At 68.5% G+C, this 23,480-nt stretch carries 21 protein-coding genes and 1 pseudogene; 12 read left to right on the top strand and 10 right to left on the bottom strand.

Annotation, left to right across the window (positions count from 1 at the left end):
* Position 1: 1 nt before the first annotated feature.
* On the bottom strand, positions 2 to 874 hold the full coding sequence (locus ACFXKN_RS03695; protein WP_378945416.1) for a hypothetical protein: 873 nt from the start codon (positions 872 to 874) through the stop codon (positions 2 to 4).
* A gap of 340 nt (positions 875 to 1,214) precedes the next feature.
* Here ACFXKN_RS03695 and ACFXKN_RS03690 point away from each other — a divergent pair, with 340 nt between their 5' ends.
* Positions 1,215 to 2,384, top strand: coding sequence for a phosphotransferase family protein (locus tag ACFXKN_RS03690; protein WP_378945419.1), 1,170 nt, complete (start codon positions 1,215 to 1,217; stop codon positions 2,382 to 2,384).
* A gap of 75 nt (positions 2,385 to 2,459) precedes the next feature.
* Entirely contained in the window at positions 2,460 to 3,281 is an 822-nt protein-coding gene (locus ACFXKN_RS03685; RefSeq protein WP_378945422.1) for a siderophore-interacting protein, read from the top strand.
* A gap of 26 nt (positions 3,282 to 3,307) precedes the next feature.
* Here ACFXKN_RS03685 and ACFXKN_RS03680 read toward each other — a convergent pair whose 3' ends face one another.
* From ACFXKN_RS03680 to ACFXKN_RS03670, 3 genes are all read right to left on the bottom strand, one after another.
* Entirely contained in the window at positions 3,308 to 4,555 is a 1,248-nt protein-coding gene (locus ACFXKN_RS03680; RefSeq protein WP_378945425.1) for an RNA polymerase sigma factor, read from the bottom strand.
* Entirely contained in the window at positions 4,552 to 4,905 is a 354-nt protein-coding gene (locus tag ACFXKN_RS03675; protein WP_378945428.1) for a YciI family protein, read from the bottom strand. The genes ACFXKN_RS03680 and ACFXKN_RS03675 overlap by 4 nt, the downstream gene beginning before the upstream one ends.
* 133 nt (positions 4,906 to 5,038) lie before the next feature.
* Positions 5,039 to 6,703: an alkaline phosphatase D family protein gene (locus tag ACFXKN_RS03670; RefSeq protein ID WP_378945430.1), complete on the bottom strand. Its 1,665-nt coding sequence runs from the start codon at positions 6,701 to 6,703 to the stop codon at positions 5,039 to 5,041.
* A 135-nt stretch (positions 6,704 to 6,838) separates the two neighbouring features.
* Between ACFXKN_RS03670 and ACFXKN_RS03665 the strand changes: the two genes are divergently transcribed.
* From ACFXKN_RS03665 to ACFXKN_RS03640, 6 genes are all read left to right on the top strand, one after another.
* A complete protein-coding gene (locus ACFXKN_RS03665) occupies positions 6,839 to 8,215 on the top strand; it encodes a replication-associated recombination protein A (RefSeq protein WP_378945433.1) in 1,377 nt (458 codons plus the stop codon).
* An 87-nt stretch (positions 8,216 to 8,302) separates the two neighbouring features.
* Positions 8,303 to 10,969 (top strand): alanine--tRNA ligase, encoded by a 2,667-nt coding sequence (gene alaS, locus ACFXKN_RS03660; protein WP_378945436.1) that lies wholly within the window; start codon positions 8,303 to 8,305, stop codon positions 10,967 to 10,969.
* Positions 10,969 to 11,520 (top strand): Holliday junction resolvase RuvX, encoded by a 552-nt coding sequence (ruvX, locus tag ACFXKN_RS03655; protein ID WP_378945442.1) that lies wholly within the window; start codon positions 10,969 to 10,971, stop codon positions 11,518 to 11,520. Before alaS ends, ruvX begins: the two co-directional genes overlap by 1 nt.
* Positions 11,517 to 13,052: an endolytic transglycosylase MltG gene (mltG, locus tag ACFXKN_RS03650; protein WP_378945445.1), complete on the top strand. Its 1,536-nt coding sequence runs from the start codon at positions 11,517 to 11,519 to the stop codon at positions 13,050 to 13,052. The genes ruvX and mltG overlap by 4 nt, the downstream gene beginning before the upstream one ends.
* On the top strand, positions 13,045 to 13,869 hold the full coding sequence (locus tag ACFXKN_RS03645) for a shikimate dehydrogenase (RefSeq protein WP_378945448.1): 825 nt from the start codon (positions 13,045 to 13,047) through the stop codon (positions 13,867 to 13,869). The genes mltG and ACFXKN_RS03645 overlap by 8 nt, the downstream gene beginning before the upstream one ends.
* Before the next feature lie 76 nt (positions 13,870 to 13,945).
* On the top strand, positions 13,946 to 14,389 hold the full coding sequence (locus ACFXKN_RS03640) for a B-4DMT family transporter (protein WP_378945451.1): 444 nt from the start codon (positions 13,946 to 13,948) through the stop codon (positions 14,387 to 14,389).
* 66 nt (positions 14,390 to 14,455) lie between these two features.
* Here the strand turns inward: ACFXKN_RS03640 and aroB are convergent, their stop codons facing one another.
* The 4 genes and pseudogenes from aroB to ACFXKN_RS03620 all read right to left on the bottom strand — a co-directional run bounded on the left by aroB (position 14,456) and on the right by ACFXKN_RS03620 (position 18,880).
* On the bottom strand, positions 14,456 to 15,574 hold the full coding sequence (gene aroB / locus ACFXKN_RS03635) for a 3-dehydroquinate synthase (protein ID WP_062983000.1): 1,119 nt from the start codon (positions 15,572 to 15,574) through the stop codon (positions 14,456 to 14,458).
* A gap of 626 nt (positions 15,575 to 16,200) precedes the next feature.
* Positions 16,201 to 16,917: pseudogene (locus ACFXKN_RS03630) on the bottom strand (shikimate kinase); the annotation flags it as partial.
* A gap of 98 nt (positions 16,918 to 17,015) precedes the next feature.
* Positions 17,016 to 18,224, bottom strand: a complete 1,209-nt coding sequence (aroC, locus tag ACFXKN_RS03625) for a chorismate synthase (RefSeq protein WP_378945456.1) — start codon at positions 18,222 to 18,224, stop codon at positions 17,016 to 17,018.
* A 182-nt stretch (positions 18,225 to 18,406) separates the two neighbouring features.
* A complete protein-coding gene (locus ACFXKN_RS03620; protein WP_378945461.1) occupies positions 18,407 to 18,880 on the bottom strand; it encodes a prepilin peptidase in 474 nt (157 codons plus the stop codon).
* 160 nt (positions 18,881 to 19,040) lie between these two features.
* Between ACFXKN_RS03620 and ACFXKN_RS03615 the strand changes: the two genes are divergently transcribed.
* The 4 genes from ACFXKN_RS03615 (at position 19,041) to ACFXKN_RS03600 (ending at position 21,580) form a co-directional block, all read left to right on the top strand.
* Positions 19,041 to 20,162 carry a M24 family metallopeptidase gene (locus ACFXKN_RS03615; protein ID WP_378945465.1) on the top strand — a complete coding sequence of 374 codons (1,122 nt, stop codon included), beginning with the start codon at positions 19,041 to 19,043 and terminating at the stop codon, positions 20,160 to 20,162.
* Between the two features lie 64 nt (positions 20,163 to 20,226).
* Positions 20,227 to 20,790 (top strand): elongation factor P, encoded by a 564-nt coding sequence (gene efp / locus ACFXKN_RS03610; RefSeq protein ID WP_056810621.1) that lies wholly within the window; start codon positions 20,227 to 20,229, stop codon positions 20,788 to 20,790.
* Positions 20,791 to 20,792: 2 nt separating this feature from the next.
* A complete protein-coding gene (nusB, locus tag ACFXKN_RS03605) occupies positions 20,793 to 21,311 on the top strand; it encodes a transcription antitermination factor NusB (protein ID WP_378945470.1) in 519 nt (172 codons plus the stop codon).
* Positions 21,312 to 21,313: 2 nt separating this feature from the next.
* A complete protein-coding gene (locus ACFXKN_RS03600; protein ID WP_378945473.1) occupies positions 21,314 to 21,580 on the top strand; it encodes a YciI family protein in 267 nt (88 codons plus the stop codon).
* Positions 21,581 to 21,650: 70 nt separating this feature from the next.
* On the opposite strand, the gene ACFXKN_RS03595 is transcribed toward ACFXKN_RS03600, so the two are convergent.
* Both ACFXKN_RS03595 and ACFXKN_RS03590 read right to left on the bottom strand, forming a co-directional pair.
* Positions 21,651 to 22,313, bottom strand: a complete 663-nt coding sequence (locus tag ACFXKN_RS03595) for a hypothetical protein (RefSeq protein ID WP_379432294.1) — start codon at positions 22,311 to 22,313, stop codon at positions 21,651 to 21,653.
* An 87-nt stretch (positions 22,314 to 22,400) separates the two neighbouring features.
* The gene (locus ACFXKN_RS03590; RefSeq protein ID WP_378945479.1) at positions 22,401 to 23,453 is read right to left on the bottom strand and encodes a hypothetical protein; all 1,053 of its coding nucleotides are present in this window, start codon (positions 23,451 to 23,453) and stop codon (positions 22,401 to 22,403) included.
* Positions 23,454 to 23,480: the final 27 nt, after the last annotated feature.

The raw sequence follows: 23,480 nt of genomic DNA, 5'->3' as shown, positions 1-23,480 counted from the left end.
CTCAGACGCGGGCCACCGGCCCCGCCGTCAGCATCCGATAGGAGTAGGTCACCGCGATCACGCACACCGGCCCCGCGACGAACAGGCCGAGCCCGCACAGTGCCGCGCCGACGACGGTGACCAGCATGACGGTCAGCGCCAGCAGCAGCGACGCCCACAGATTCGCCAGCACCAGCTGCGCGCTCGCCTTGATCGCTTCCACCGGGCCGTAGTCCTGATCGATCACGAAGTGCAGCGAGAACATGCACAGGAACCCGGCGATCACCCCCGGCGCCAGGCACAGCGACGACAGCAGCAGGGTGATGGTGAACGCCAGCAGCGAGGTCAGCAGGACATTACCCGCGTTGACGAACCGGAAGAACGACCCGAAAGCAGGTGGGTACCCGTCGGTTTCGTAGAGCGCGCCGCGCACCATCGCCGCCTGCAACAGCCACAGCGCGACGATCACCATCAAGAACAGGAACAGGACACTGAACGGTGATGTCGGTTGGACGATCTGGACGACGGCGACGAAGCCGAGATAGATCAACACCCCCACCGCGGTGACGCCGAGCCACGGACCAGGATTGGCCCGGAATCGCTCCCAGCCGTAGCTCAGCGAACGGCCGATATCGAGGGCTTGTGCTCCCGAATGGTAGTAACCGGGCGTCTGCCCACCACCGCCCGGCGACACGCCGGATGCGGGGGCCGCGGCGTACACCGGATTCTCCGGTTTCGCCTGGGGGACCGCGTAACCGGGACCGGTGCCCGCGGGCCCGTACTGCGGTGCCGACCCGCCATGGCCGGCAATCGGCGGTGGCGGCTCGACCGGCTCCTGCCCGTACTGGGCGGCGCCGGGGCCTTCGAATTGCGGATAGCCTGCGCCACCGGCCATTCCGTGTCTGCTCGGTCCCGCGCCGGAAGCCGGTGGTTGCCCGGTTCCCTCATGTCTGCCCCCGGGTCCGGCGAACTGTCCGCCACCGCCAGGAACTGGCGACCCGCCCGGAGAATCGCTCGATGCGGCGTACGGAGTGTCGGTCACTGTGATAGACCTTTCGACTCAACCGGTTTGCGGTGTGGCGCACAGCAGTTCACGATGAGAAAACCCGAAGACCGACTGATGTGTCAAGCGAACAGGCACACACGCGCAACCTCGGCGCCAACACGCCGAACGACGCGGAAAGGTTGTCCAACCGCTCGCTAGAAGTGACCGGGTACGAGTAGCTTGAAAGGCGATGACCGCACTATTGGCCGAACGCGCCGCCGACGTCGTGTCCGCAGCACAACAGTTGCTCACAAAGCGAATGGGTGCTCCGGTAAAGCTGAGTGATCCGATGGAGCTCAGCGGCAGTGGTAGGACAACCGTCCTACGCGTGCGTGTTGCGGAAAACGCATTTTCCTTGCCGCGCACGCTGATCGTCAAGCAGGTGCGCGGTTCCAGTCCTGACCGCCGCGCCGGTGGTTTGGCGCCCGGCGTCGCCAGTATCGACGCGGCGTTCCTGCGCGAGGCGGTGTCCTACCAGTTCACCACCGCGCTGAGCCGCGAGCAGCGTCCCGGTGCCTTCCTGATCGCGCACAGCGTCCCCGATCGGCTCCTCGTGCTGTCCGATCTCGGCGACAACGCGCTGCTCACCTCGGTGCTGCAGGCCCGCGTGGAGCCCGGTACCCGGAACTCGCTGATGGCGTTCGCGCAGGCGCTCGGCCGGATGCACGCCGCGACGGTCGGTCGCGAACCCGACTTCGTCGCCCTGATGCGTCGGGTCGACTCGGTGCACCGCGTCGACGGGATCGCCCAGCAGGCCCAGGCCGCCATCGCCGAGGTTCCCGGTCTGCTCGCGGCCGAGTTCGGCATCGAGGTGCCCGGCGAGATCGCCGAACGCATCGTGCACGGCAACCGCCTGTTCACCGGCGGCCGCTATCGCGCGTTCAGCCCGTCTGACCTGTGCCCCGACAACGTGATCATGAACGAGGAAGGCGCGCGGTTCCTCGACTACGAGTGGGGCGGTTTCCGCGACGCCACGCTCGACATCGCCTACGCGCTCGTCTCCTTCCCCGGCTGCCTGTGCGATTTCGAACTCTCGCGCAGCCGCGCCAAGGAAATGGTCGAGGCCTGGCGCTCGATCGTGGTCGGCGTCTGGCCGTCGCTGGCCGACGACACGGTCCTGGCCGAACGAATTCTCGAAGCCCGGTTGATCTGGGTCTGGCTGTCCACCTACTGGTTCCTGCCCGCCGACCACGCCCGTATCGCCACCGCCCGCGAACACGGGCTGTCGGTGCCGCGCTCGGAAGCCCTGATCAACCGTTGGTCGGCACTGGCCGAGGACGCCAGGATGACCGGTGACGACGCGGTCGGCGACTTCGCCGAACAGGTCTCGGCGATGCTCGAGGAGCGCTGGTCGGAGTAGCGGCGCGAGCGGGCTCCCCACTTCCCGGCGCGACGCGGGTACCGTCGGCAAGCATCTGAGGAGTTGGGAGCAGCCGTGCCGATACCGGTCACCGTCACAGTCGTCCGCAAGCAGTGGTTGACCCCGCACCTGGTGCGGGTAGTCGGCACCGTTTCGGACGGATTCACACCGAACTCGTTCACCGACGCCTATGTGAAATTGATCTTTCCGGTGCCCGGCGTCGAATACCCCGAGCCGCTCGACCTCGACACGACGCGGGCGACGCTCGGCCCGGAGAGCCAGCCCGTGCTGCGCACCTACACCGTGCGGTCCTTCGACGCCGAGCTGCGAGAGATCAGCATCGACTTCGTGGTGCACGGTGACGAGGGCGTCGCCGGTCCGTGGGCGCGGTCGGTGGAGCCGGGCGAGCGGTTCTGGCTGAACGGACCCGGCGGTGCGTTCGCACCCGATCCGGCGGCCGAGTGGTACCTGCTCGCCGGCGACGAATCGGCGCTGCCCGCCATCGCGGCCGCGCTCGAAGCGTTGCCGACCGGTGCGCCCGCTCTCGTGTTCGTCGAGGTGGGCGGTACCGAGGACGAGATCCCCCTTGTCTCGCCTGCCGACCTGCGCTTGCACTGGGTGCATCGCGGTGTGTCCTCGGACGGGATCACCGACGACCTCGCCGGGGCACACTCGCCGCTGGTGGCCGCGGTGCGCGCGGCCGAATGGCTGCCGGGACAGGTTCAAGCGTTCGTGCACGGCGAGGCCGAGTCCGTGATGCGTCACCTGCGCCCTTACCTGCGCAAGGAACGTGGCGTCGCGCCGAAATGGGCCTCGATCTCGGGATACTGGCGGCGCGGCCGCACCGAGGAGGGCTTCCGCGAATGGAAGCGGGAGCTGGCCGCCGAAAGCGCCTGATCCCGATCACGGAGTGCGCCAAGTGATCAGCGGGTCAGCGCGGCGAGTTTGCCTCGCAGATGGGCACGTTCGACCGCGTTGTCGGTGAGCAGCAGCGCCGACTCGTAGGCGACGATCGCTTCGTCGGTGCGTCCGAGCTCGGTGAGGAAGGCGGCGCGGGCGGCGTCGAGATAGCCGTAGGTCGCCAGCGCCGGTTCCGCGCCGAGCGGTTCGAGCAGTGCCAGCGCCTGTGCCGGATCGCCGGCCAGGCCGACCGCGATGGCGTGATTGAGCCCGGCGACCGGCGACGGCGAATCGCGCAGCAACAGCCGATAGAGGCCGATGATCTCCCGCCAGTCGGTGTCGTCCCAGGTGGGCGCCTCGTCGTGGACAGCGGCGATCGCGGCCTGCAAGGTATACCGGTCGGTATGTGGCAGAGCGTGTTTCACCAGCGCGATGCCCTCGGCGATGGCCGCTCGGTCCCAGCGGTCCCGGTTCTGGTGTTCGAGCGTGCACAAATTGCCCTCGTCGTCGACGCGCGCTGCTCGGCGGGCGTCGGTGAGCAGGATCAGCGCCAGCAGCCCGGTCACCGAGGGATCGTCGGGGACGAGCGCGTGCATCATCCTGGCCAGCTGCAGCGACCGGTCGACGAGATCGGCACGGACCAGGACCTCGCCCGCGGGCGAGGTGTGGCCGGTGGTGAACAGCAGATGGATCACCGCGCAGATGGAATCGAGCCGCTGCGGCAGCTCCCGTACCGAGGGCACCCGGTACGGGATGGCAGCGACCGCGATCTTCTTCTTGGCACGGGTGATGCGCGCGGCCATGGTCGCCTCGCTCACCAGGAACGCGCGAGCCACCTCGGCGGTGGTGACACCGCAGACCAGCCGCAGTGTCAGTGCGACCTGCGCCTGGGGTGCGAGGGCCGGGTGGCAGCAGGTGCTGATCAGTCGTAGCCGGTCGTCGGGGATCGCCGGGTCGTCCAGGTCGGCCAGCGCCAGGTCGGCGGTGTCGGCGATGGGTTCGTCGATGACGAGCCGGGGCAGCGTGCGGCGGAAGGTGCCCTCGCGACGCAGCAGGTCGAGGCCGCGGCGCCGCGCGACCGTCGTCAGCCAGGCGCCGGGTTTGGCCGGGATACCGTCGCTCGCCCAGGCGGTCAGCGCCGTGGCGTAGGCGTCCTGCACGCATTCCTCGGCGAGGTCGAAATCGCGGACCAGCCGCACCGTCGCGGCGAGCACGAAAGCCCATTCACGACGGTGCGCCTGCTCGACGGCCACGGCCGCCGCCGTGGTCACGACCGCGGGTAGACCTGGATCGGGCGCACTTCGACGCCACCGGTGGGGGCAGGCACCTGTGCGGCGATCGCGATCGCGGCGTCCAGGTCCGGCGCCTCGAGCAGGTAGTAGCCGCCGAGTGCTTCCTTCGCCTCGGCGAACGGCCCGTCGGTGATGACGACCTCGCCGCCCGCATCGCGGCGGATCGTGGTGGCGGTCGCGGTGGGCTGCAACGCTTGCCCGCCCAGGTTGGCGTCACCGGCGATCTGCTGGAAAGTGCGATGTGCGGCGAGCATGTCATCGAGCTCGGCGGGGGAGTACGCGGCGTAGGTGGATTCGTCGCCGTAGATCAAGACCAAGTACTGGCTCATGATGTGCTCCTTCGGTGTGTGGCTGCCCGCTCGTCGGGTGGCCGTACTCACCCGACGAGCGAGGGTGGGCGCAATCGACAACCCTGTCCGAAGAATTCTGCGCCGATTTCCGCGGCGCCGCGGCGAACCGCGGTCAGAGCACCGGAGTCGGCCGCGGTTCGACCCGTCCGCCCGCCGCGACGGCGAACGACGCGCCGTGCCGCACGCCGGTGGCGGGATCGGTGACGTCGGCGACGTAGAACCAGTCCATCTGCGTCTGCGTCGCGGTTACTTCGAGGACACCGAAGCCGTGTGAGTCGAGTTCGGTGTAGCGCAGGTGGTGGTTGGCCGCCTTGATGGCCTCCTCCGCCGGTACCGACGCGGTGCGGGCGGGCATCTTCAGCAGGTCGCCGACGCTGGAGGAGGTGACCGACGGGATGACGAACTCCGCGCCGACCGTCGGCCCGCCCGGGTAGTTCGCGGCGTTCACCGGCAGGTCGGCGGCCCAGGAGGTGTGGATGTCGCCGGTGAGGAACACGACCTCGCCCACCTCGTTGTCGGTGATCGTCCGGAACAGGGTGTCGCGGTCGGCGGTGTAGCCGTCCCACTGGTCACCGTTGACGGTGATGCCGCCCTGCGGAATACCGAGCGCCTCGGTGATCGCCTGGGTCGTGGCCGCGTCCAGCGGCGGGAACACCAGCGGCGCGACCATCACCGAGTTGCCGATCAGCTTCCAGCGGGTGGGGGAGGAGGTGAGTCCGGCGGTGAGCCAATCCATCTGGGCGCGGCCGGTGATCGTGCGGGACGGGTCGTCGGCGTGGCGCCAGCCCGCGCCCGGCCCTGCCTCCTCGTCGCGGTAGCTGCGCAGATCCAGCATCGACAGTTCCGCGAGCGTGCCGAAACGCAAGCGGCGGTAGATCTGCACCTGACCGTCGGACCGGGTCGCGCGCACCGGCATCCACTCCAGGTAGGCGCGGGCCGACGCGGCCTTGCGGTCGACCCAGGGGCCTTCGGTGGCCGGGTCGTGGTTCTCCGCGCCCTCGCGCCAGGAGTTGTCGGCCGACTCGTGGTCGTCCCAGGTGCAGATGAACGGCACCGCCGCGTGCAGGGCCATCAGGTCGGGATCGGTCTTGTACTGGCCGTGGCGGGTGCGGTAGTCGGTGAGGGTGACGATCTCGTTCGCCGGTTCATGTGCGCGGACCGCGCCGTTGCGGCCGGTGTACTTCCCGCGGCCGTACTCGTAGATGTAGTCGCCGAGGTGCACGATCGCGTCGAGATCGGTGCGCGCGGCCAGGTGCCGATAGGCGCCGAACCAGCCAGCTTCCCAGTTGGCGCAGGAGACCAGGCCGAAGCGAAGGCGGTCGACCTCGCTGTCCGGTGCGGGCGCGGTCCTCGTACGGCCGACGGGGGAGGTCTCGCCGAGTGCGGTGAAGCGGTAGAAGTAGTCCTGACCGGGGGTGAGGCCGGTTGCGTCGACCTTGACGGTGTAGTCGGTATCGGTCGTGGTCGTGACGGTGCCGGACGCGGCGAGCGCGCCGAAACCGGCGTCGGTGCCGATTTCCCAGCGCACCGCCGTCGCATCGCCGATGCCGGAACCGGGCGTGGCGTCCTCGGTGACGGTCACCCTGGTCCACAAGATGACCGCGCCCGGCAGCGGATCCCCGGACGCCACACCGTGCCGGAAGACGGCTCCCGCGGCCTGCGCGGGCGCGGCGGTGCCCAACACCGCGACCGCCGCTACCGCCGTGGAACCGGCGAACAGGGTGCGGCGGGCGAACTCGACCGGCTGAGACGGTACGGCGCTGTTGTTTTCGACCACGATCAGCGATCACAGCCCACGAATCGCTCCCGCGCAAGTCCACGCTCGGATTATTGGTCAACTGTCCATCTCGGTGGAAGGCGCTGATGGATGTCAGGGGCCCGAGCGGGCGTCTGTTGGTGATCTTCGCAGAACATGTCCGAGCGCCTCGGTACCCTGCACAACGTGACCGACAGCCTTTTCGACGTGCCCGGCGAACACCCGTCCGCCGAACCCGGCGCCGATGCGGTGTTCCGTCGCGACTCGGGCGCGCCGCTCGCCGTGCGCATGCGCCCCGCGAACTTGGACGAGGTGATCGGTCAGGCGCATCTGCTCGGTCCCGGCTCCCCGCTGCGCAGGCTCGTCGAAGGCTCGGGTGCGGCATCGGTACTGCTCTATGGCCCGCCCGGGACCGGCAAGACCACGCTGGCCTCGCTGCTCTCACAGGCAACCGGTCGGCGGTTCGAAGCGTTGTCGGCGCTCTCGGCCGGCGTCAAGGAAGTGCGGGCGGTCATCGACCTCGCCCGGCGCCGCCTCGCCGCGGGCGAGCAGACCGTGCTGTTCATCGACGAGATCCACCGCTTCTCCAAGACCCAGCAGGACGCGCTGCTTGCGGCCGTCGAGAACCGCGTAGTGCTGCTGGTCGGCGCGACCACCGAGAACCCCTCGTTCTCCGTCGTCTCCCCGCTGCTGTCACGCTCACTCGTCCTGCAACTGCAACCGCTCACCCCCGACGACATCCGCGCCGTCCTCGCCCGCGCGACCAGCGACCCGCGCGGGCTCGCCGATGCCTACACCGTCAGCGACGAGGCGATCGAGCACATCGTCCGGATCGCGGGTGGCGACGCGCGCCGCGCGCTCACCGCCTTGGAGGCCTCGGCGGAGTCCGCGACCGACGGCGCCGTCGACCTGGAAACGGTCGAGGCGACCGTCGACAAGGCCGCTGTCCGCTACGACCGCGCGGGCGACCAGCACTACGACGTGATCAGTGCCTTCATCAAGTCCATTCGTGGCTCCGATGTCGACGCGGCCGTGCACTACCTGGCCCGTATGCTCGCCGCGGGCGAAGATCCCCGCTTCATCGCGCGCCGCCTGATGATCCACGCCAGCGAAGACATCGGTATGGCCGATCCGATGGCGCTACAGACCGCCACCGCCGCCGCGCAGGTCGTTCAACAGGTCGGCCTGCCCGAATGCAAACTCGCCCTGGCGCAGGCCACCATCCACCTCGCTACCGCCCCCAAATCCGGCGCGGTGACCACCGCCATCGGCACGGCCATGGCCGATGTCTCGCGTGGCAAGGCCGGTGCCGTCCCGCCCTACCTGCGCGACGGCCACTACGCGGGCGCCGCCCTGCTCGGCAATGCCCAGGGCTACAAGTTCCCGCACAAGTACCGCGAGGGCGTCGTCACCCAGCAGTACCCGCCCGACGAACTGGTCGGCACCGACTACTACCTGCCCACCGATCACGGCAACGAACGCACGATCGCCCCGCGCCTGGAGAAGTTGCGCCGGATCATCCGCGGAAAGTAGCTGTACGGAGAGCTCGCGGTTCGCCGTGGCGTGGACCACCCCGGTCGATGAAAAACCACGTGCGCCACACCGGTAGGCTGGGTATTTGTGCAGACCCACGAGATTCGCCGACGCTTCCTGGACCATTTCGTCCGCGCCGGACACACCGAGGTGCCCAGTGCCTCGCTGATCCTGGCCGACCCGAACCTGCTGTTCGTCAATGCGGGCATGGTCCAGTTCAAGCCGTATTTCCTGGGACAGGAAGCGCCGCCGTACTCGCGCGCGACCAGCGTGCAGAAGTGCGTGCGCACCGGCGACATCGACGAGGTCGGCGTGACCACCCGCCACAACACCTTCTTCCAGATGGCGGGCAACTTCTCCTTCGGCGACTACTTCAAGGAAGGCGTCATCACCCTGGCCTGGGAGCTGATCTCGAAGCCCCAGGAGGAGGGCGGCTTCGGTTTCGACCCTGAGCGCATCTGGGTCACCGCCTACGAATCCGACCCGGAGGCCGCCGAGATCTGGCACCGGGTCGCCGGGATTCCCGAGGAGCGCATCCAGTTCCGCGACGGCAAGGACAACTACTGGGACATGGGCGTGCCCGGTCCCGGCGGTCCCTGTTCGGAGATCTACTACGATCGCGGCCCCGCCTACGGCAAGGAAGGCGGCCCGGTCGCCGACGAGGATCGCTACCTCGAGATCTGGAACCTCGTCTTCATGCAGGACATCCGCGGCGACCAGAGCCCCAAGCTGGGCTTCCCGCCGATCGGTTCGCTGCCGCGCAAGAACATCGACACCGGCATGGGCGTCGAGCGCGTTGCGATGCTTCTCCAAGGCGTCGAGAACGTCTACGAGACCGACCTGCTGCGCCCGATCATCGACAAGGCCGAGCAGCTCACCGGCCGCGCCTACGGCGTCGAGCACGCCGACGACGTGCGCTTCCGGGTAATCGCCGATCACGCCCGCAGTTCGGCCATGCTCATCGCCGACGGCGTGAATCCCGGCAACGACGGCCGCGGCTACGTGCTGCGCCGCCTGCTGCGCCGCATCGTGCGTTCGGCGCGCCTGCTCGGCGCCGAGAAGCCGGTGATGGCCGAGCTGATCAAGGTCGTCACCGACCTGATGGCGCCGTCCTACCCCGAGCTGGGCACCGACTTCTCCCGCATCGAGACCGTCGCGGTAGGCGAGGAAACGGCCTTCCTCAAGACCCTCAACACCGGCGAGACCCTCTTCGACAACGCCGCCTCCGCGGTGAAGTCCAAGGGCGGCAAGCAGATCACCGGTTCCGACGCGTTCGCCCTGCACGACACCTACGGCTTCCCGATCGACCTCACCCTCGAAATGGCCGCCGAGGCGGGCCTTTCCGTCGACGAGGACGGTTTCCGCTCGCTCATGGCCGAGCAGCGCAAGCGCGCCAAGGACGACGCCCAGGCCCGCAAGCACGCCCACGCCGACCTCACCGTCTACAAGGAACTGGTCGACCGCGGCGCCACCGAGTTCACCGGTTTCGACGAGCTGACCTCCGAGGCCACCGTGCTGGCGCTGATCGTCGACGGCGTGCGGGTCCCGGTGGCGACGGCCGGCCAGAACATCGAGGTCATCCTCGATCGCAGCCCGATGTACGCCGAGTCCGGCGGTCAGATCGCCGACCGTGGCACCATCACCGCATCGGGCATGAAACTGCAGGTCAACGACGTGCAGAAGATCGCCAAGAAGGTCTGGGTGCACAAGGCCACCGTCGAGTCGGGTCAGATCACCGAGCGCGATGTCGTTCTCGCGCAAGCGGATCCGGCCTGGCGCCGCGGCGCCACCCAGGGGCACTCCGGCACGCACATGGTGCACGCCGCGCTGCGTCAGATCCTCGGCCCCAACGCCGTGCAGGCGGGTTCGCTGAACAAGCCCGGCTACCTGCGGTTCGACTTCAACTGGCAGGGCGCGCTGTCGGAGCAGCAGAAGGCCGATATCGAGGCCGTCTCCAATGACGCTGTCGGCGCGGACTTCCCGGTGAACACCTTCGTCACCGATCTGCCCAAGGCCAAGGAAATGGGCGCGATGGCGCTGTTCGGCGAGAACTACGGCGACGAGGTGCGCGTCGTGGAGATCGGCGGCCCGTTCTCGATGGAGCTGTGCGGCGGCACCCACGTGGAGCACTCCTCGCAGATCGGCCCGATCACCCTGCTGGGTGAGGCCTCGGTCGGTTCCGGTGTGCGTCGCGTCGAGGCCTTCGTCGGCCTCGACTCCTACAAGTACCTGGCCAAGGAGCGTGCGCTGCTGGCCGGTGTGGCGTCCTCGTTGAAGGTGCCGTCGGACGAGGTGCCCGGTCGGGTGGAGCAGCTCGTGGAGCGGCTCAAGGTGGCCGAGAAGGAACTCGAGCGCACCAAGATCGCCGCGGTGCTGTCCTCGGCGGGCACGTTCGCCGAGCAGGCCGAGCGGCTCGGTGCGGTGCGTCTGGTGGCCGCCGCGGCGCCCGAGGGCGTGTCGGCGGGCGACCTGCGGACTCTGGCCACCGATATCCGTGGCCGTCTCGGCAGCGAGCCCGCTGTCGTCGTGCTGCTCGGCAATGTCGAGGGCAAGGCGCCGTTCGTGGTGACGGTGAACAAGGCGGCCCAGGATCTGGGCTTCAAGTCCGGCGATCTGGTCGCGGCCTTCGGACCGAGTATCGCCGGGCGTGGTGGCGGCAAGCCGGAGATGGCGCAGGGCGCGGGCTCGGATCCGTCGGGTATCCCGGCCGGTTTGACCGCGGTCCGTGCCCGGGTGGCTGAACTCGCCGGCTGATGACCACCCCTGGTTCGTCCAGCGAGGAATCCGCCGATCGCCCTGACCCGGCCACTGACCCGGGTCGGGGCCGCCGGATCGCCATCGACGTCGGTAGCGTGCGCATCGGAGTCGCCTCGAGCGACCCCGATGGCATTCTCGCCACCCCCGTCGAGACCGTCGCGCGCGCCAAGTCCGGTGGGCGCGCGGGCGGTCCACCCGCCGACATCGCAAGAATTGCCGACATTGTGCGGGAATACGAAGCGGTCGAGGTTATCATCGGCCTGCCACGCACCCTGCGCGGCGAAAATGGCACCGCGGCCGCCATCGCGCGCAAGTTTGCCAAGCAGTTGCACCGGGTGATCGACCCGATTCCGATACGCCTTTCCGACGAACGTTTGACTACGGTGTCTGCTGCACGTGCGCTGCGCGACAGTGGAGTTCGCGCACGTGGCCAGCGGCAGATGATCGACCAGGCGGCAGCCGTGTCGATTCTGCAAGGATGGTTGGACGAGCGGAGTTCGGTGTTGAAGGACGCAGCAGATACGGCGAGGGTCGGAGACGATGCATGACCGACCGATGGACCAGGGCCGAGGAACGCTACCGGGCACGGGAAGCTGATCGGCGCTACCCCCGCCGCGATGATTGGGGCCTGGACGCGCGCGAGGTACGCGATGACGAGCCGCAGCACGCCGGGCCCGCCGGGTGGGACGACGAAGACGGCACCGACGTCATCCCGCGCTACGACGACGAGATCTACGACGAGCCAGACCCCGAGCCCGCGCCCGAACCCGAACCGGCGCCCCCACCGCGCCGAGTCGGGCAGCGCGCGGCGCAGTCCGGCCGCGCGTCAGCGTCCGAACGTGGCCGTGCGGCAGGGTCCGGCCGTGGCCGCGCTCGCCCGTCGGGACGCGGCAAGCGATCGCGGATCGCCTCACGCAAGGCGGCCGAGCGTAAACGGCGCCGCCGCAATATGTGGGCCGTCGCCGCGGTGTTCGTGGTGCTGTTCGTCTCCGCCGCGGGTTTCGCCGGATACAAACTGATGGGCAGCCTCACCCCGGCCGAAGATTTCGCGGGACCGCCCGGTGCCCCCGTGGTGGTCCAGGTGCACTCCGGTGATACCGCGACGCAGATCGCCGAGACGATGCACGAGAAGGGCGTGGTCGCCAGCTCCGCGGCCTTCTACGAAGCGGCCGTGCGGAATTCGGGCATGAACAGCGTCCAGCCCGGTTTCTACGCGGTCGGTGCGAAGAGTCCGGCCGTCGACGCTGTCACCGCGTTGGTCGGCGGGAAGGCGCGGGTCGGCAATGTGACCATCTCCGAGGGTCGGCTGCTGCACGACAAGCACGACGCGTCCACCGGCGGTCGATACGACGGCATCTACCGCAAGATCGCCGACGCCAGCTGCGTCGGCCCCGAGCGCAAATGCGTGACCTACGAACAGCTCGACGCCGCGGGCGCGAGTATGGACTTGACCGCACTCGGCGTGCCCGCATGGGCGGTGCAGGCGGTCAAGGAATGCCCCGACCGAGCACGGCAGCTGGAAGGCCTCATCGCCGCCGGGAATTGGGATTTCGATCCGAGCGGGACGCCGGAACAGATCCTGCGGCAGCTGGTGACCGCGAGCGTGCAGGCCTATGAAGCCACCGGCCTGCTCCAGTCGGGCGCCGACACGAAGCTGTCGCCGTATGAGACGCTCGTCGCCGCCTCGCTGGTCGAACGTGAGGCGAAACCCCAGGATATGGGCAAGGTGGCACGGGTGATCGTGAACCGGCTGCGGGTCGGCCAGATGCTGCAGTTCGACTCCACGGTGAACTACGGGCTCGACACCACCGAAGTGGCGACCACCGATACCGACCGGGCCACGGAAACTCCCTGGAACACCTACGCGATGGAGGGCCTGCCCAAAACTCCGATCGCCGCTCCGTCGGTGGGCGCGTTGCGCGCTATGGAGAATCCGGAGCCGGGGGCGTGGTTGTACTTCGTCACCGTCGACAAACAGGGCACGACGAAGTTCACCGATTCCTACTCGGAGCATCTGCGGCTGGTCACGCAGGCACAGCGCAGCGGCATCCTCGACAGCTCGCGGCCCTACGGTGGCTGAGGTTCGCAAGGCGGCGGTGCTCGGCAAGCCGATCGAGCACTCGCGTTCGCCACAGCTGCACCTGGCGGCCTATCGGGCGCTCGGATTGCCCTGGAGCTATGAACGCGTCGAATGCTCGGCCGAGCAGTTGCCCGGCCTCGTCGACGGGCTCGGGCCGGAATGGGTCGGGTTGTCGGTGACCATGCCGGGCAAGGAAGCGGCGCTGGCGGTGGCCGTCGAGCGCACCGAACGCGCGGTCCTGGTCGGCTCGGCCAACACCCTCGTGCGCACCGATGGTGGGTGGCGGGCGGACTGCACCGATGTCGACGGCGTCCTCGGTGCGCTGCGCGGTGGTGGTGTCTCCTCGCTCGACGAGGCCGTCGTGCTCGGGGCCGGTGGAACTGCCAGGCCCGCGCTGCTGGCGCTGTCGGAACTCGGGGCGAAGACGGTCACGGTGATCGCCCGCGATGCCGGGCGGGCGCGTAGCGCGCTGGAATTGGCCGATCGGCTCGGTATGCGCGCCACGGTCGTGCCGCTCGACGCGGAGCAGGTGCGCGCGGCGTGCGCGTCGGCCGGTGCGGTCGTCAGTACGGTGCCCGCCGAGGCGGCCGCGGTGATCGCCTCGGCGGTAGCGGCGGCACCGGTCGTGCTCGACGCGATCTACAACCCGTGGCCGACCCCGCTGGCAACGGCTGTCGAGGCCGCCGGGCACACGGTGGTCAGCGGGCTGCAGATGTTGCTGAACCAGGCATATGGGCAGGTCGAGCTGTTCACCGGACAACCGGCGCCGCGCGCCGCGATGGCGGCCGCGCTGGCGGAAACTTCGCCGCGACCGTGATCGCGCGGTTCGCCGATGCGGACCCGATCCGCAGAATTGATACCGGTTCTAGTTTTCTACCGCTAAGGTATTGCCCATGACCGCTTGGGTGTTACGAGCCACCGTCCTCGCCGCGCTGGTCGTCGCCCTCCGCGTCTCGCTGGGCTTCGCCATGGCCTTCTGGCCCACCTACGGCACCTTCTGGCGCGCAGCGTGCCTCCTCGCGATCGTCGCGGTGGTAGTCGCCTGGGGCGTACGGGACGGCCGCACGGGTGCCGACGGCCTGACCGTCCGCTGGTTGGCCGCCGGCTTCGGCGCGGGCCTGGCCAGCTCGGCAGTGTGCTGGATCCTCGATCAGGTGCCCGGAATCGAACTCGGCGAGGTCGGGATCCTCTACGAAATGACCTCCGCGGCGTCGTTCATCCTGCTGCTGGTGTTCCTGCCCTCGATGGCCGGTGTTGCCTACGGCCACACTCGGTCTCGGCGTTCGAACGAATCCGCTACTCCCGCAACGGAACCAGAACTGGCCATCGCGAGCTGAGTGGGCAGTACCCGGACGGTCACTCCCCGGCCCATGCCGGGGAGTGACCGTCCGGTGGTACGGAAGTCAGAGCATTATCGGCGACGTGCCCGGTGTGGTGTCGCGGGCGATGGCCGAGTAGGCGGCGGCCAGCAGAGACGGGTCGGGGCCTTCGAGGCGGCCGGGCTTGGCCAGACCGTCCAGGACCACGAAACGCAGGACGCCGGAACGGGTCTTCTTGTCGGTCTGCATGGCGTCCATCAGGTGCGGGAGGGCGTCGCCGTCGTAGGTGACCGGCAGGCCGACGCTCTCCAGGATGGTGCGATGCCGATCGGCCGTGGCGTCGTCGAGACGCCCGGCCAGACGGCCGAGTTCGGCGGCGAAGACCAGGCCGACCGAGACCGCGGCGCCGTGACGCCAGCGGTAGCGCTCGCGGCGCTCCACGGCATGGCCGAGGGTGTGGCCGTAGTTCAGGATCTCGCGCAGGCTCGATTCCTTGAGATCGGCGGCGACCACATCGGCCTTGACCTGGATGGCGCGGCGGATCAGTTCGGGCAGCACGTCGCCGGTGGGGTCGAGGGCGGCCTCGGGGTCGGCTTCGATGAGGTCGAGGATTACCGGGTCGGCGATGAAACCGGCCTTGATGATCTCGGCCATGCCGGCCACGATCTCGTTGCGCGGCACCGTTTCCAGGGTCACGAGGTCGACCAGCACGGCGCTGGGTTCGTGGAAGCTACCGACGAGGTTCTTGCCCGCTTCGGTATTGATGCCGGTCTTGCCGCCGACCGCCGCGTCGACCATCGCCAGCAGCGTGGTCGGCACGTGTACGATGCGCACCCCGCGCATCCAGGTGGCGGCGACGAAGCCGGCCAGGTCGGTGGCGGCGCCACCGCCGAGACTCACGATGGCGTCGTTGCGGGTCAGCCCGATCCGGCCGAGCACCTCCCAGCAGAACCCGGCCACGGCCAGTTCCTTGCCGTCCTCGGCGTCGGGAATCTCGATGCGGTGCGCGTCGATCCCGGTGTCGGCCAGTGCTTTACGCACCGCCTCGGCGGTTTCGGCGAGCGGCGGCTGATGGAAGATCGCCACGGTCCGCACGGCATTGCCCGCGTTGACCGCTTCGACGAGATCGCCGAGCAGCCCGCGGCCGATGATCACCGGGTACGGGTCGGCGGTGCGAACCTCAATGATGGACGGTTCTGTCACGTGCGCTGCTCCGATTCTTTCTGGTCATTGTTATTACGTCGCCCGCTGCGTCGCCGCGGTTGCCCGCGTCGCCTGCGTTCGTTGGTACTCGTCCCGCGTTCCGCGTCACCGGGTGGCCCGGCCCGCTGAACCTGTTGCGACGTCGCCGAGCCCGAGGGTTCCGCGGACTCGCCACTACGGTGACCCGCCCGTCCCGGGGCACCGGCCTCGCGGCTGGATGCCCGCCTGCCTCGGCCGACGCTGCGACTGCTCGCCTGGGCGCCCGAGACCGCGTTGCGCCCGCCGACCCGGCTACCAGCGGCATTGCGGTTGCCCGCCCGACCACCGGCGGCGTCGCGGTTGCCCGACGGGTTCTCGGCGTTGCCCGCACGGCCTGCCGTCCGTGAGTCCGCGCGGCCTTCCTGGTTCGCGGGCGTGGCACTCGACGAGCTGTCCGAATCTCGGGTGGTAGCACTGGTCGCCGACCGGATGCGTGCGCCTCCTCGGCGCGACCTGGTACGCCGCGACCGTCGACTGCCTGCCGTGCGTGACTCGCTCTGTGCTGTACCACCGGTGCGAGCGGCACCGGTTGTTTCGTCGACCGCGGCACCGTCGGCTGCGGATTGTGTTGCCGCCGAACGATTCCGGTCGTCGACGCTGCCGCGACGCTCGGTTGCCACCACGCCCGTCTGCTCGCTGCCGCCTCTGCGCGCGGCGGCGGCACGTGCCCTGGCCCGCCGCCGGTTCTTGGACCGGTTGCTCCCGGTGCCGGGCCTGCTGGTGACCGAACCCGAAGCCGCGGTGACATTTCCGGTGGTCGAGCGCGTGGCGTCGAGGTCGGTGCGTACCGATTCCAGGCCCAGCTTGGCCAGGATCATCCGCACCACCCGACCCGGACTCCGTCCGTCGGTGCGCACGCGCACGGTGGCGATCTCGCGGTAGAGCGGGCGACGCTCACGCATCAGATCCCGGTACTTGGCGGCCGGGTCGACACCGTTGAGCAGCGGGCGGGTATTGCTCGCGCCGGTGCGCCGAACCCCTTCGGACACACTGATTTCCAGGTAGACGACCGTCGCGTCACGCAGCAGATCCCTGGTCCGCGCGGACAGCACCGATCCACCACCGAGGGAGACCACACCGGCGTGGGAGAGCACGGCGCGGCGCACCACCTCTTCTTCGATCCGGCGGAACTCCGCCTCACCGTCGGTGGCGAAGATATCGGGAATGGTGCGCCCGGTATCGGCCTCGATCCCCGCGTCGGTGTCGTAGAGCACCACCCCGAGTTCCCTGGCCAGCTTGCGCCCGATCGTCGACTTCCCCGAGCCGGGCAGCCCGACCAGCACCACCCGCGCCAGCGGTGCGATCCGGTCGTCGGCGCCGGTGTCAGGAGCACCGGGCTCGACGGTCGCCGGTGAGGGGTCCGCGTCGCTCTCCGGCGCGGTCCCCTCCTGCCCCTGCTCGGTCACGGGATACGGCTGTCCGCGGGCACGTGTGGGCGGCTGCCGATCCGCTTGACGTAACTGGTGATGTTGTCGACGGTCTCGGCCAGCGAGTCACCACCGAACTTCTCCAGCGCGGCCTGCGCCAGCACCAGTGCCACCATCGATTCCGCGACAACGGCCGCCGCGGGCACCGCGCACACGTCGGAGCGCTGGTGGATGGCCACGGCCTGTTCGCCGCTGGACATGTCGACCGTCGACAGCGCGCGCGGCACGGTCGAGATCGGCTTCATCGCGGCACGCACCCGCAGTGCTTCGCCGTTGGTCATGCCGCCTTCGAGTCCGCCTGCGCGGTTGGTCGAGCGCAGCACGCCGTCGGGACCGGGACGCATCTCGTCGTGGGCCAGGCTGCCGCGTCGGCGCGCGGTCTCGAACCCGTCGCCCACCTCGACACCCTTGATCGCCTGGATGCCCATGAGGGCGGCGGCCAGGCGCGAATCGAGGCGTTGCTCGCCGCTGACGAACGAGCCGAGCCCGATGGGCAGCCCGTCCACGATCACCTCGACGACACCGCCGAGGGTGTCGCCGTCCTTCTTCGCCGCTTCGATCTCGGCGATCATGGCCGCCTCGGCCTCGGCGTCGAACGCGCGCACCGGGCTGGCATCGATCGCGTCGAGATCGGCCGGACCCGGTGTGACACCGGTGGTGTTGGCCGCGGTGCCGATCGACACCACATGCGAGATGACCTCGACGCCGAAGGCCTGACGCAGGAAGTTGCGCGCGAAGGTTCCGGCGGCGACGCGGGCCGCGGTCTCCCGGGCGCTGGCCCGCTCGAGCACCGGGCGGGCGTCGTCGAAGCCGTACTTGAGCATCCCGGAGTAATCGGCGTGCCCGGGGCGCGGGCGGGTCAGCGGCGCGTTGCGCGCCATTCCCGCGAGCTCGGCTTCGTCGATCGGATCGGCCGACATCACTTCGGTCCACTTGGGCCACTCGGAGTTGGCGATCTCGATCGCGACCGGACCACCCATGGTGCGGCCGTGGCGCACGCCACCGACCAGGGTGACCTTGTCGGCCTCGAACTTCATCCGGGCGCCGCGCCCGTAACCGAGCCGGCGGCGGGCGAGCTGTGCGGAGACATCGTCCGATGTCACCTCGACTCCGGCGACCATCCCTTCCAGGAGGGCGACGAGAGCGGGACCATGGGATTCTCCGGCAGTTATCCAGCGCAACACGCCGACCATCTTCCCATGTCGACACGTGTAGTCGGGAATGCGGGCCGACGTGATGAGCGGCACGTGGCCGCCGCACCGGGCCGCGCGGTGGCGACCACCGCCCTGATCCAGCCGAACCGGCCTGCTCCGGGCCGGCGACAAAACCCCGTCACCGGGATCATCTCGGCGCGTCGCACCGCCTGTCATGCCAGCGCCATCGCGGTCACCGTGGCCAGGCACATGGCCGGCCCATGCGGAACCAACCGTCGAGACGGTGCCGCCCGCACCCGGCGTGAACCATGTCCGAGCACCAGCCGCAGTCGATCACCGCCGAGCAGCACCACCGCTGCCGCGGCAGTCAGCAGCGGAGCGGCCACCGCGGCCCACACCCAGGCAGGTGGCCCGGCGATCGCCGCGGCGGCCCCGAGCGCCACCGCGAGCTTCACATCACCGGCCCCGAGTGCGGCAGGGGAGAGTAGGTGGGCAACCAGATACGGCATCGTCAACAGCGCGGCACCTATCACCGCGGTCCCCAATTCCCCGGTCGACAGGGCGAACAGGAACACCGCGGCCGCACCGACGCCGGTCAGCGCGTTGGGCAGACGACGGGCATGGATATCGATGACGCCGAGCAGCAGACACCAGGCGATGAGGCAACAGAACGCGGCAGTGGTCATGGGATCGATCGTGCTGCGGCGTGACCGCCGAAAGTGGGTCGTACCCGAGAATGTGGACAACTTCCGCGCATGTGAACAAAGCCGTATCCAATTGCCGGCCGACACGAAATCCCGAGCATCGCGTGCCGACGTGTCGCCCGTTGGGCGGTAGCGTTGACCCATGTGTGCTGACTACACGGCTCCCGATTACGCGGCCCGGCGCGGTGCCCTGCGGAGCCTGCTGGTGGAAAACGGTGTCGACGCGTTGCTGGTGACCGATTTGGTCAACGTCCGCTACCTGACCGGCTTCACCGGATCCAATGCCGTTGTGCTGGTGCATTCGTGGGATATGCGCGGCGCCGAGGACCGCACCATCATCGGCACCGACGGCCGGTACTCCGCTCAGGTGGGCGCTCAGGTCCCCGATCTGCAGGCCGAGATCTGCCGGGCCACCGCGCGTCGCATACTCGAGCTGGCCGGGGAATGGCAACTGGGTCGCGTCGGCTTCGAAAGCCATGTGGTGACCGTCGATCAGCACTCCGCGTTCCGGGAACTGCGCACCGGGCTGCAGCTCGTCCCCGCCGCGGGCCTGGTCGAACAGTTGCGCATGGTCAAAGATCCCTACGAGGTCGACCAGTTGAGCGCGGCGTGCGCGGCCGCCGACGCGGGTCTTGCCACCTTGCTCGAGCGCGGTCTGCTGCGTCCGGGCCGCACCGAACGTCAGGTTGCCCGCGACCTCGAATGGGCGATGTTCGAGCACGGTGCCGAGGCGATCTCCTTCGAGACGATCGTCGCGGCGGGAGCCAATTCGGCGATCCCGCATCACCGTCCGACCGGCGCGATCCTGGCCACCGGCGACTTCGTGAAGTTCGATTTCGGCGCGGTGGTCAACGGCTACCACTCCGATATGACCCGCACCCTGATGTTGGGCACCCCCGCCGACTGGCAGCGCGACATCTACGAACTGGTCGCCCGGTCACAACGCGCGGGAACCGAGGCGCTCAAACCCGGCGCGCAGACCAGCGAGGTCGACGCCGCGGCCCGGATGATCATCGAAGACGCGGGGTACGGCCCGCAGTTCGTGCACGGTCTGGGTCACGGGGTCGGGCTGCAGATCCATGAAGCACCCGGAGTGGCGAAAACGAGTACCGGTACACTTCTCGCTGGTGTGGCGGTGACCGTCGAACCTGGTGTATACCTTCCCGGCCGCGGCGGGGTCCGGATCGAGGACACGCTCGTGGTGCGCGAAGCGGGCCCGGAACTGCTCACCCGCACCAGCAAGGACTTGATCGTCGTCGACTGACGTCGGCGCGCAGAACGCAGTAACCCCCAGTACGCAGTAAAACGAACGAGGAGATCCGAGGACAGTGGCGGACACCAGCGACTTCAAGAACGGCCTTGTGCTGAAGATCGACGGTCAGCTCCAGCAGATCATCGAATTCCAGCACGTCAAGCCGGGCAAAGGCCCTGCGTTCGTGCGGACCAAGCTGAAGAACGTCGTGTCCGGCAAGGTCGTCGACAAGACCTTCAACGCGGGTGTCAAGGTCGAGACCGCGACCGTCGACCGTCGCGACATGACCTACCTGTACCACGACGGCACCGACTACATCTTCATGGACGGTGACACCTACGACCAGATCTCCATCCCGGAGGCGACCATCGGTGACGGTGCTCGCTTCCTGCTGGAGAACATGGGCGTGCAGGTCGCCGTGCACGAGGAGGCGCCGCTGTTCGTGGAGCTTCCCGTCACCATCGAGCTGGTCGTGCAGCACACCGACATCGGTCTGCAGGGCGACCGCTCCACCGGTGGCACCAAGCCCGCCACCCTGGAAACCGGCGCCGAGGTGGCCGTCCCGCTGTTCATCAACACCGGTGACAAGCTGAAAATCGACTCGCGCGACGGCAGCTACCTCGGCCGCGTCAACGGCTGATCGTGACCGACTCCCCGGCAGACAAGAAGGGCTCGTTCAAGAAGCTCGGCGCGCGTCACAAGGCGCGCCGCCGGGCCGTGGACCTGCTGTTCGAGGCGGAGGCGCGCGATGTCGACGTCTCCGTGCTGCTCTCGGATCGCGCTGAGCTCGCGACCCGCGACCAGAGCGTGGCCCCCGTGCACGCCTACACCACCACCCTCGTCGAGGGCGTCGCCGACGACCTCGACCGGGTCGACGGCACCATCGAGGGTTACCTCCAGGACTGGACCCTGCAGCGGCTGCCCGCCGTCGACCGGGCCATCCTGCGGATCGCGGTGTGGGAACTGTTCCACGCCACCGACGTGCCCCCGGTTGTCGCGGTCGACGAGGCCGTCGAGCTGGCCAAGGAACTGTCCACCGACGACTCCCCGTCGTTCGTGAACGGCGTGCTCGGCCAGGTCGTGCAGGTGGCACCCCAGGTTCGCGCCGCGGCGGCTGCCACGGCCGCCACGAAGGCCGCGCGCGGCGAGACGGAGTCCTGACCGTGGCGCGCAAGTACCTCGTGATGGCCGTGCGCACCCCGAAGTTCGATGCCTCGGTGATCGAACCGCACCGCACCTTCCTGCAGGAACTGCTCGCGCAAGGCCGACTCCAGGAAAGCGGCGGCTTCACCGACGGCACCGGTGGTGCCTACGTTGTGCTGGCCGAAAGCCATGCTGCCGCAACAGCACTGGTGCACACCGATCCGCTGCACAGCACCGGCGCATCGGAACTGACGATCCACGAATGGGAAATCACCGTCTCGGCGTGAATCCCGTTGTCACAGCCGCATGTTCACTGTGAACGTGCGGCTGTTGTCGTCTGCGGGCTCGCCTGGTCGGTCAGATCTTGTGTAGGCAGAACGAGACCGCCGGCGAGGTGTGGGTCACCGCCTTCGTCTCGCGAAACTGCTTGCGTGCTGTGTTGCAGACGTTCGGGTCAGTGGCTTCGACGCGAGTATTGACCTTGAATGCCCCTGCGCCACAGGGAATTTTGCGTATGCGGTACAGGTGGGCGTTCACGTTGCCCGGATCGTTGACACACTCACCGACTTTCGCGTTGAGGTGAGTGCACAGGTGCTTCATGGGGTTGTTGACATTCTTCCGGCGACTGCGGGAGAAATCCGTGTCACCCGTCGCGCATTTCTGCGTACTCCACGCGCTGGTGATGACCAATACCGCGTCAGAGTCGGTACATGCCCGTCGATGGAAGTCCCAGCCACCTCGCGTCGGATCGGTGTAGTACCCGCAATCGCCGGTCCGCTCCGTATCCGATCGCGGCGAGATCAGACCCCAGGCGACCAAGCCGACCGCGCTGATCGGCACGACCGCCGCCAGCGCGAGCAGAACCCACTTACGTTTGCCGCCGAACAAACGCGCATTGCGCGCCTGCTGCTCCCGATGGCCCGGCCGCTTGCGACGACCGCGGGGCGGTCGCCACTGATCGTTCGGCCCCGGCGGCGGTTGCCAGGTCTGGTGCCCCTGCGGGACGTTCGGCTGTTCCACTCTGCCAGCTTGCCACTGCCGCAATCGAACTCGTATCAAGGGGTTCCCCGGCTGCTGTTGTCGCGGCCCAGCACCGAAGGGCGACCCTTACGCTGCGGTATCGCCCGCACCCCGGACCGCTCGATCGCGGTCCTGGAGTGCTTTGGTGATGATGTCTGCGACGTCGGCATTGTCGAAATCGCCGGGCAGGCCCATGTCCAAGGTGTCGAACAGTTCGCGTACCTGGTCGACGGTCGGCTCGTCGTCGAGCCGAACCGATGTCGCGCGGTCGATCGCGACCGGCCGGGATTCGGCGAAGCTGGTCCTGAGTTCGATGTTCCAGGAGTCGTAATAGGGGCGGTCGCGCTCGATGATCATGGCGGGGAATCGCGGTCCGCGCTGGGTGACGATCAGAAAGCGGGTGGACAGATCCCACCGGAACAGCGACACCGATGACGTGAGGCCGATCTGGATGTCGAGCAATTGCGGCAGTCGTTGTTTGTGCCAGCATGCCGCGGCGATAGTGGCATACACCTCGATCTGCGTGCCTTTCGCCGTCCAGGTACGCGCGTCGTCGTCGGCGCCCTCGGCCAGCGAGCGGTAGAGCGCGGCATAACGAGAGCACAGGTCGCGATCGGTCGGATCGAGGATTTCCAGTCGGACCAGCAACTCCCGGCGATTGCGATGAGCCCGGTGCAGGCAGTCGGGCAGCGTGACAACGCGGGTGTGAGCCCCGGTGCCGCCCTTGAAGATCCAGCGATCGGTTTCGGTCCGTGCCTTGGCGAGCACTTCCGATACCTCGTCGCCCTTGGCGAATCGGACTGCCGACATGCTGTCGAGCGTGCGCTGGGTACTGGTGAGTAGTTCGTCGATCGCCGAGGCCCGGTCGCGCCGGTCGTTCAGCTCGTGCAGTGTGTGCGCGATGTCGGTGAGGGACTGTCGTACCTGGGCGTTCATCGCCTCCTGTCGCCATCGATCACGCAGAATGGCGAAGGCGATCACGCCGAGAGTGAGGGGAATGACCTTGGTCAGCAGCTCTTGCCTGCTGGGGTCGACCAGCCCGAGCACGCTCAGTGTGACAGCCAGGATGATGGCGATCGCAGTCTCGAAATTGCTCTTGATCCACATCGCAGCTGCGACGACGCGTGCGGGAAAACTCATGGCGGCCACCCCTTTTCGCCGAGATCG

This window comes from Nocardia sp. NPDC059195, from assembly GCF_042754695.1.
Taxonomy (GTDB): Bacteria; Actinomycetota; Actinomycetes; order Mycobacteriales; family Mycobacteriaceae; genus Nocardia.
The sequence above is the reverse complement of the archived record's forward strand: the minus strand, read 5'-3'. Positions and strand labels throughout refer to the sequence as shown.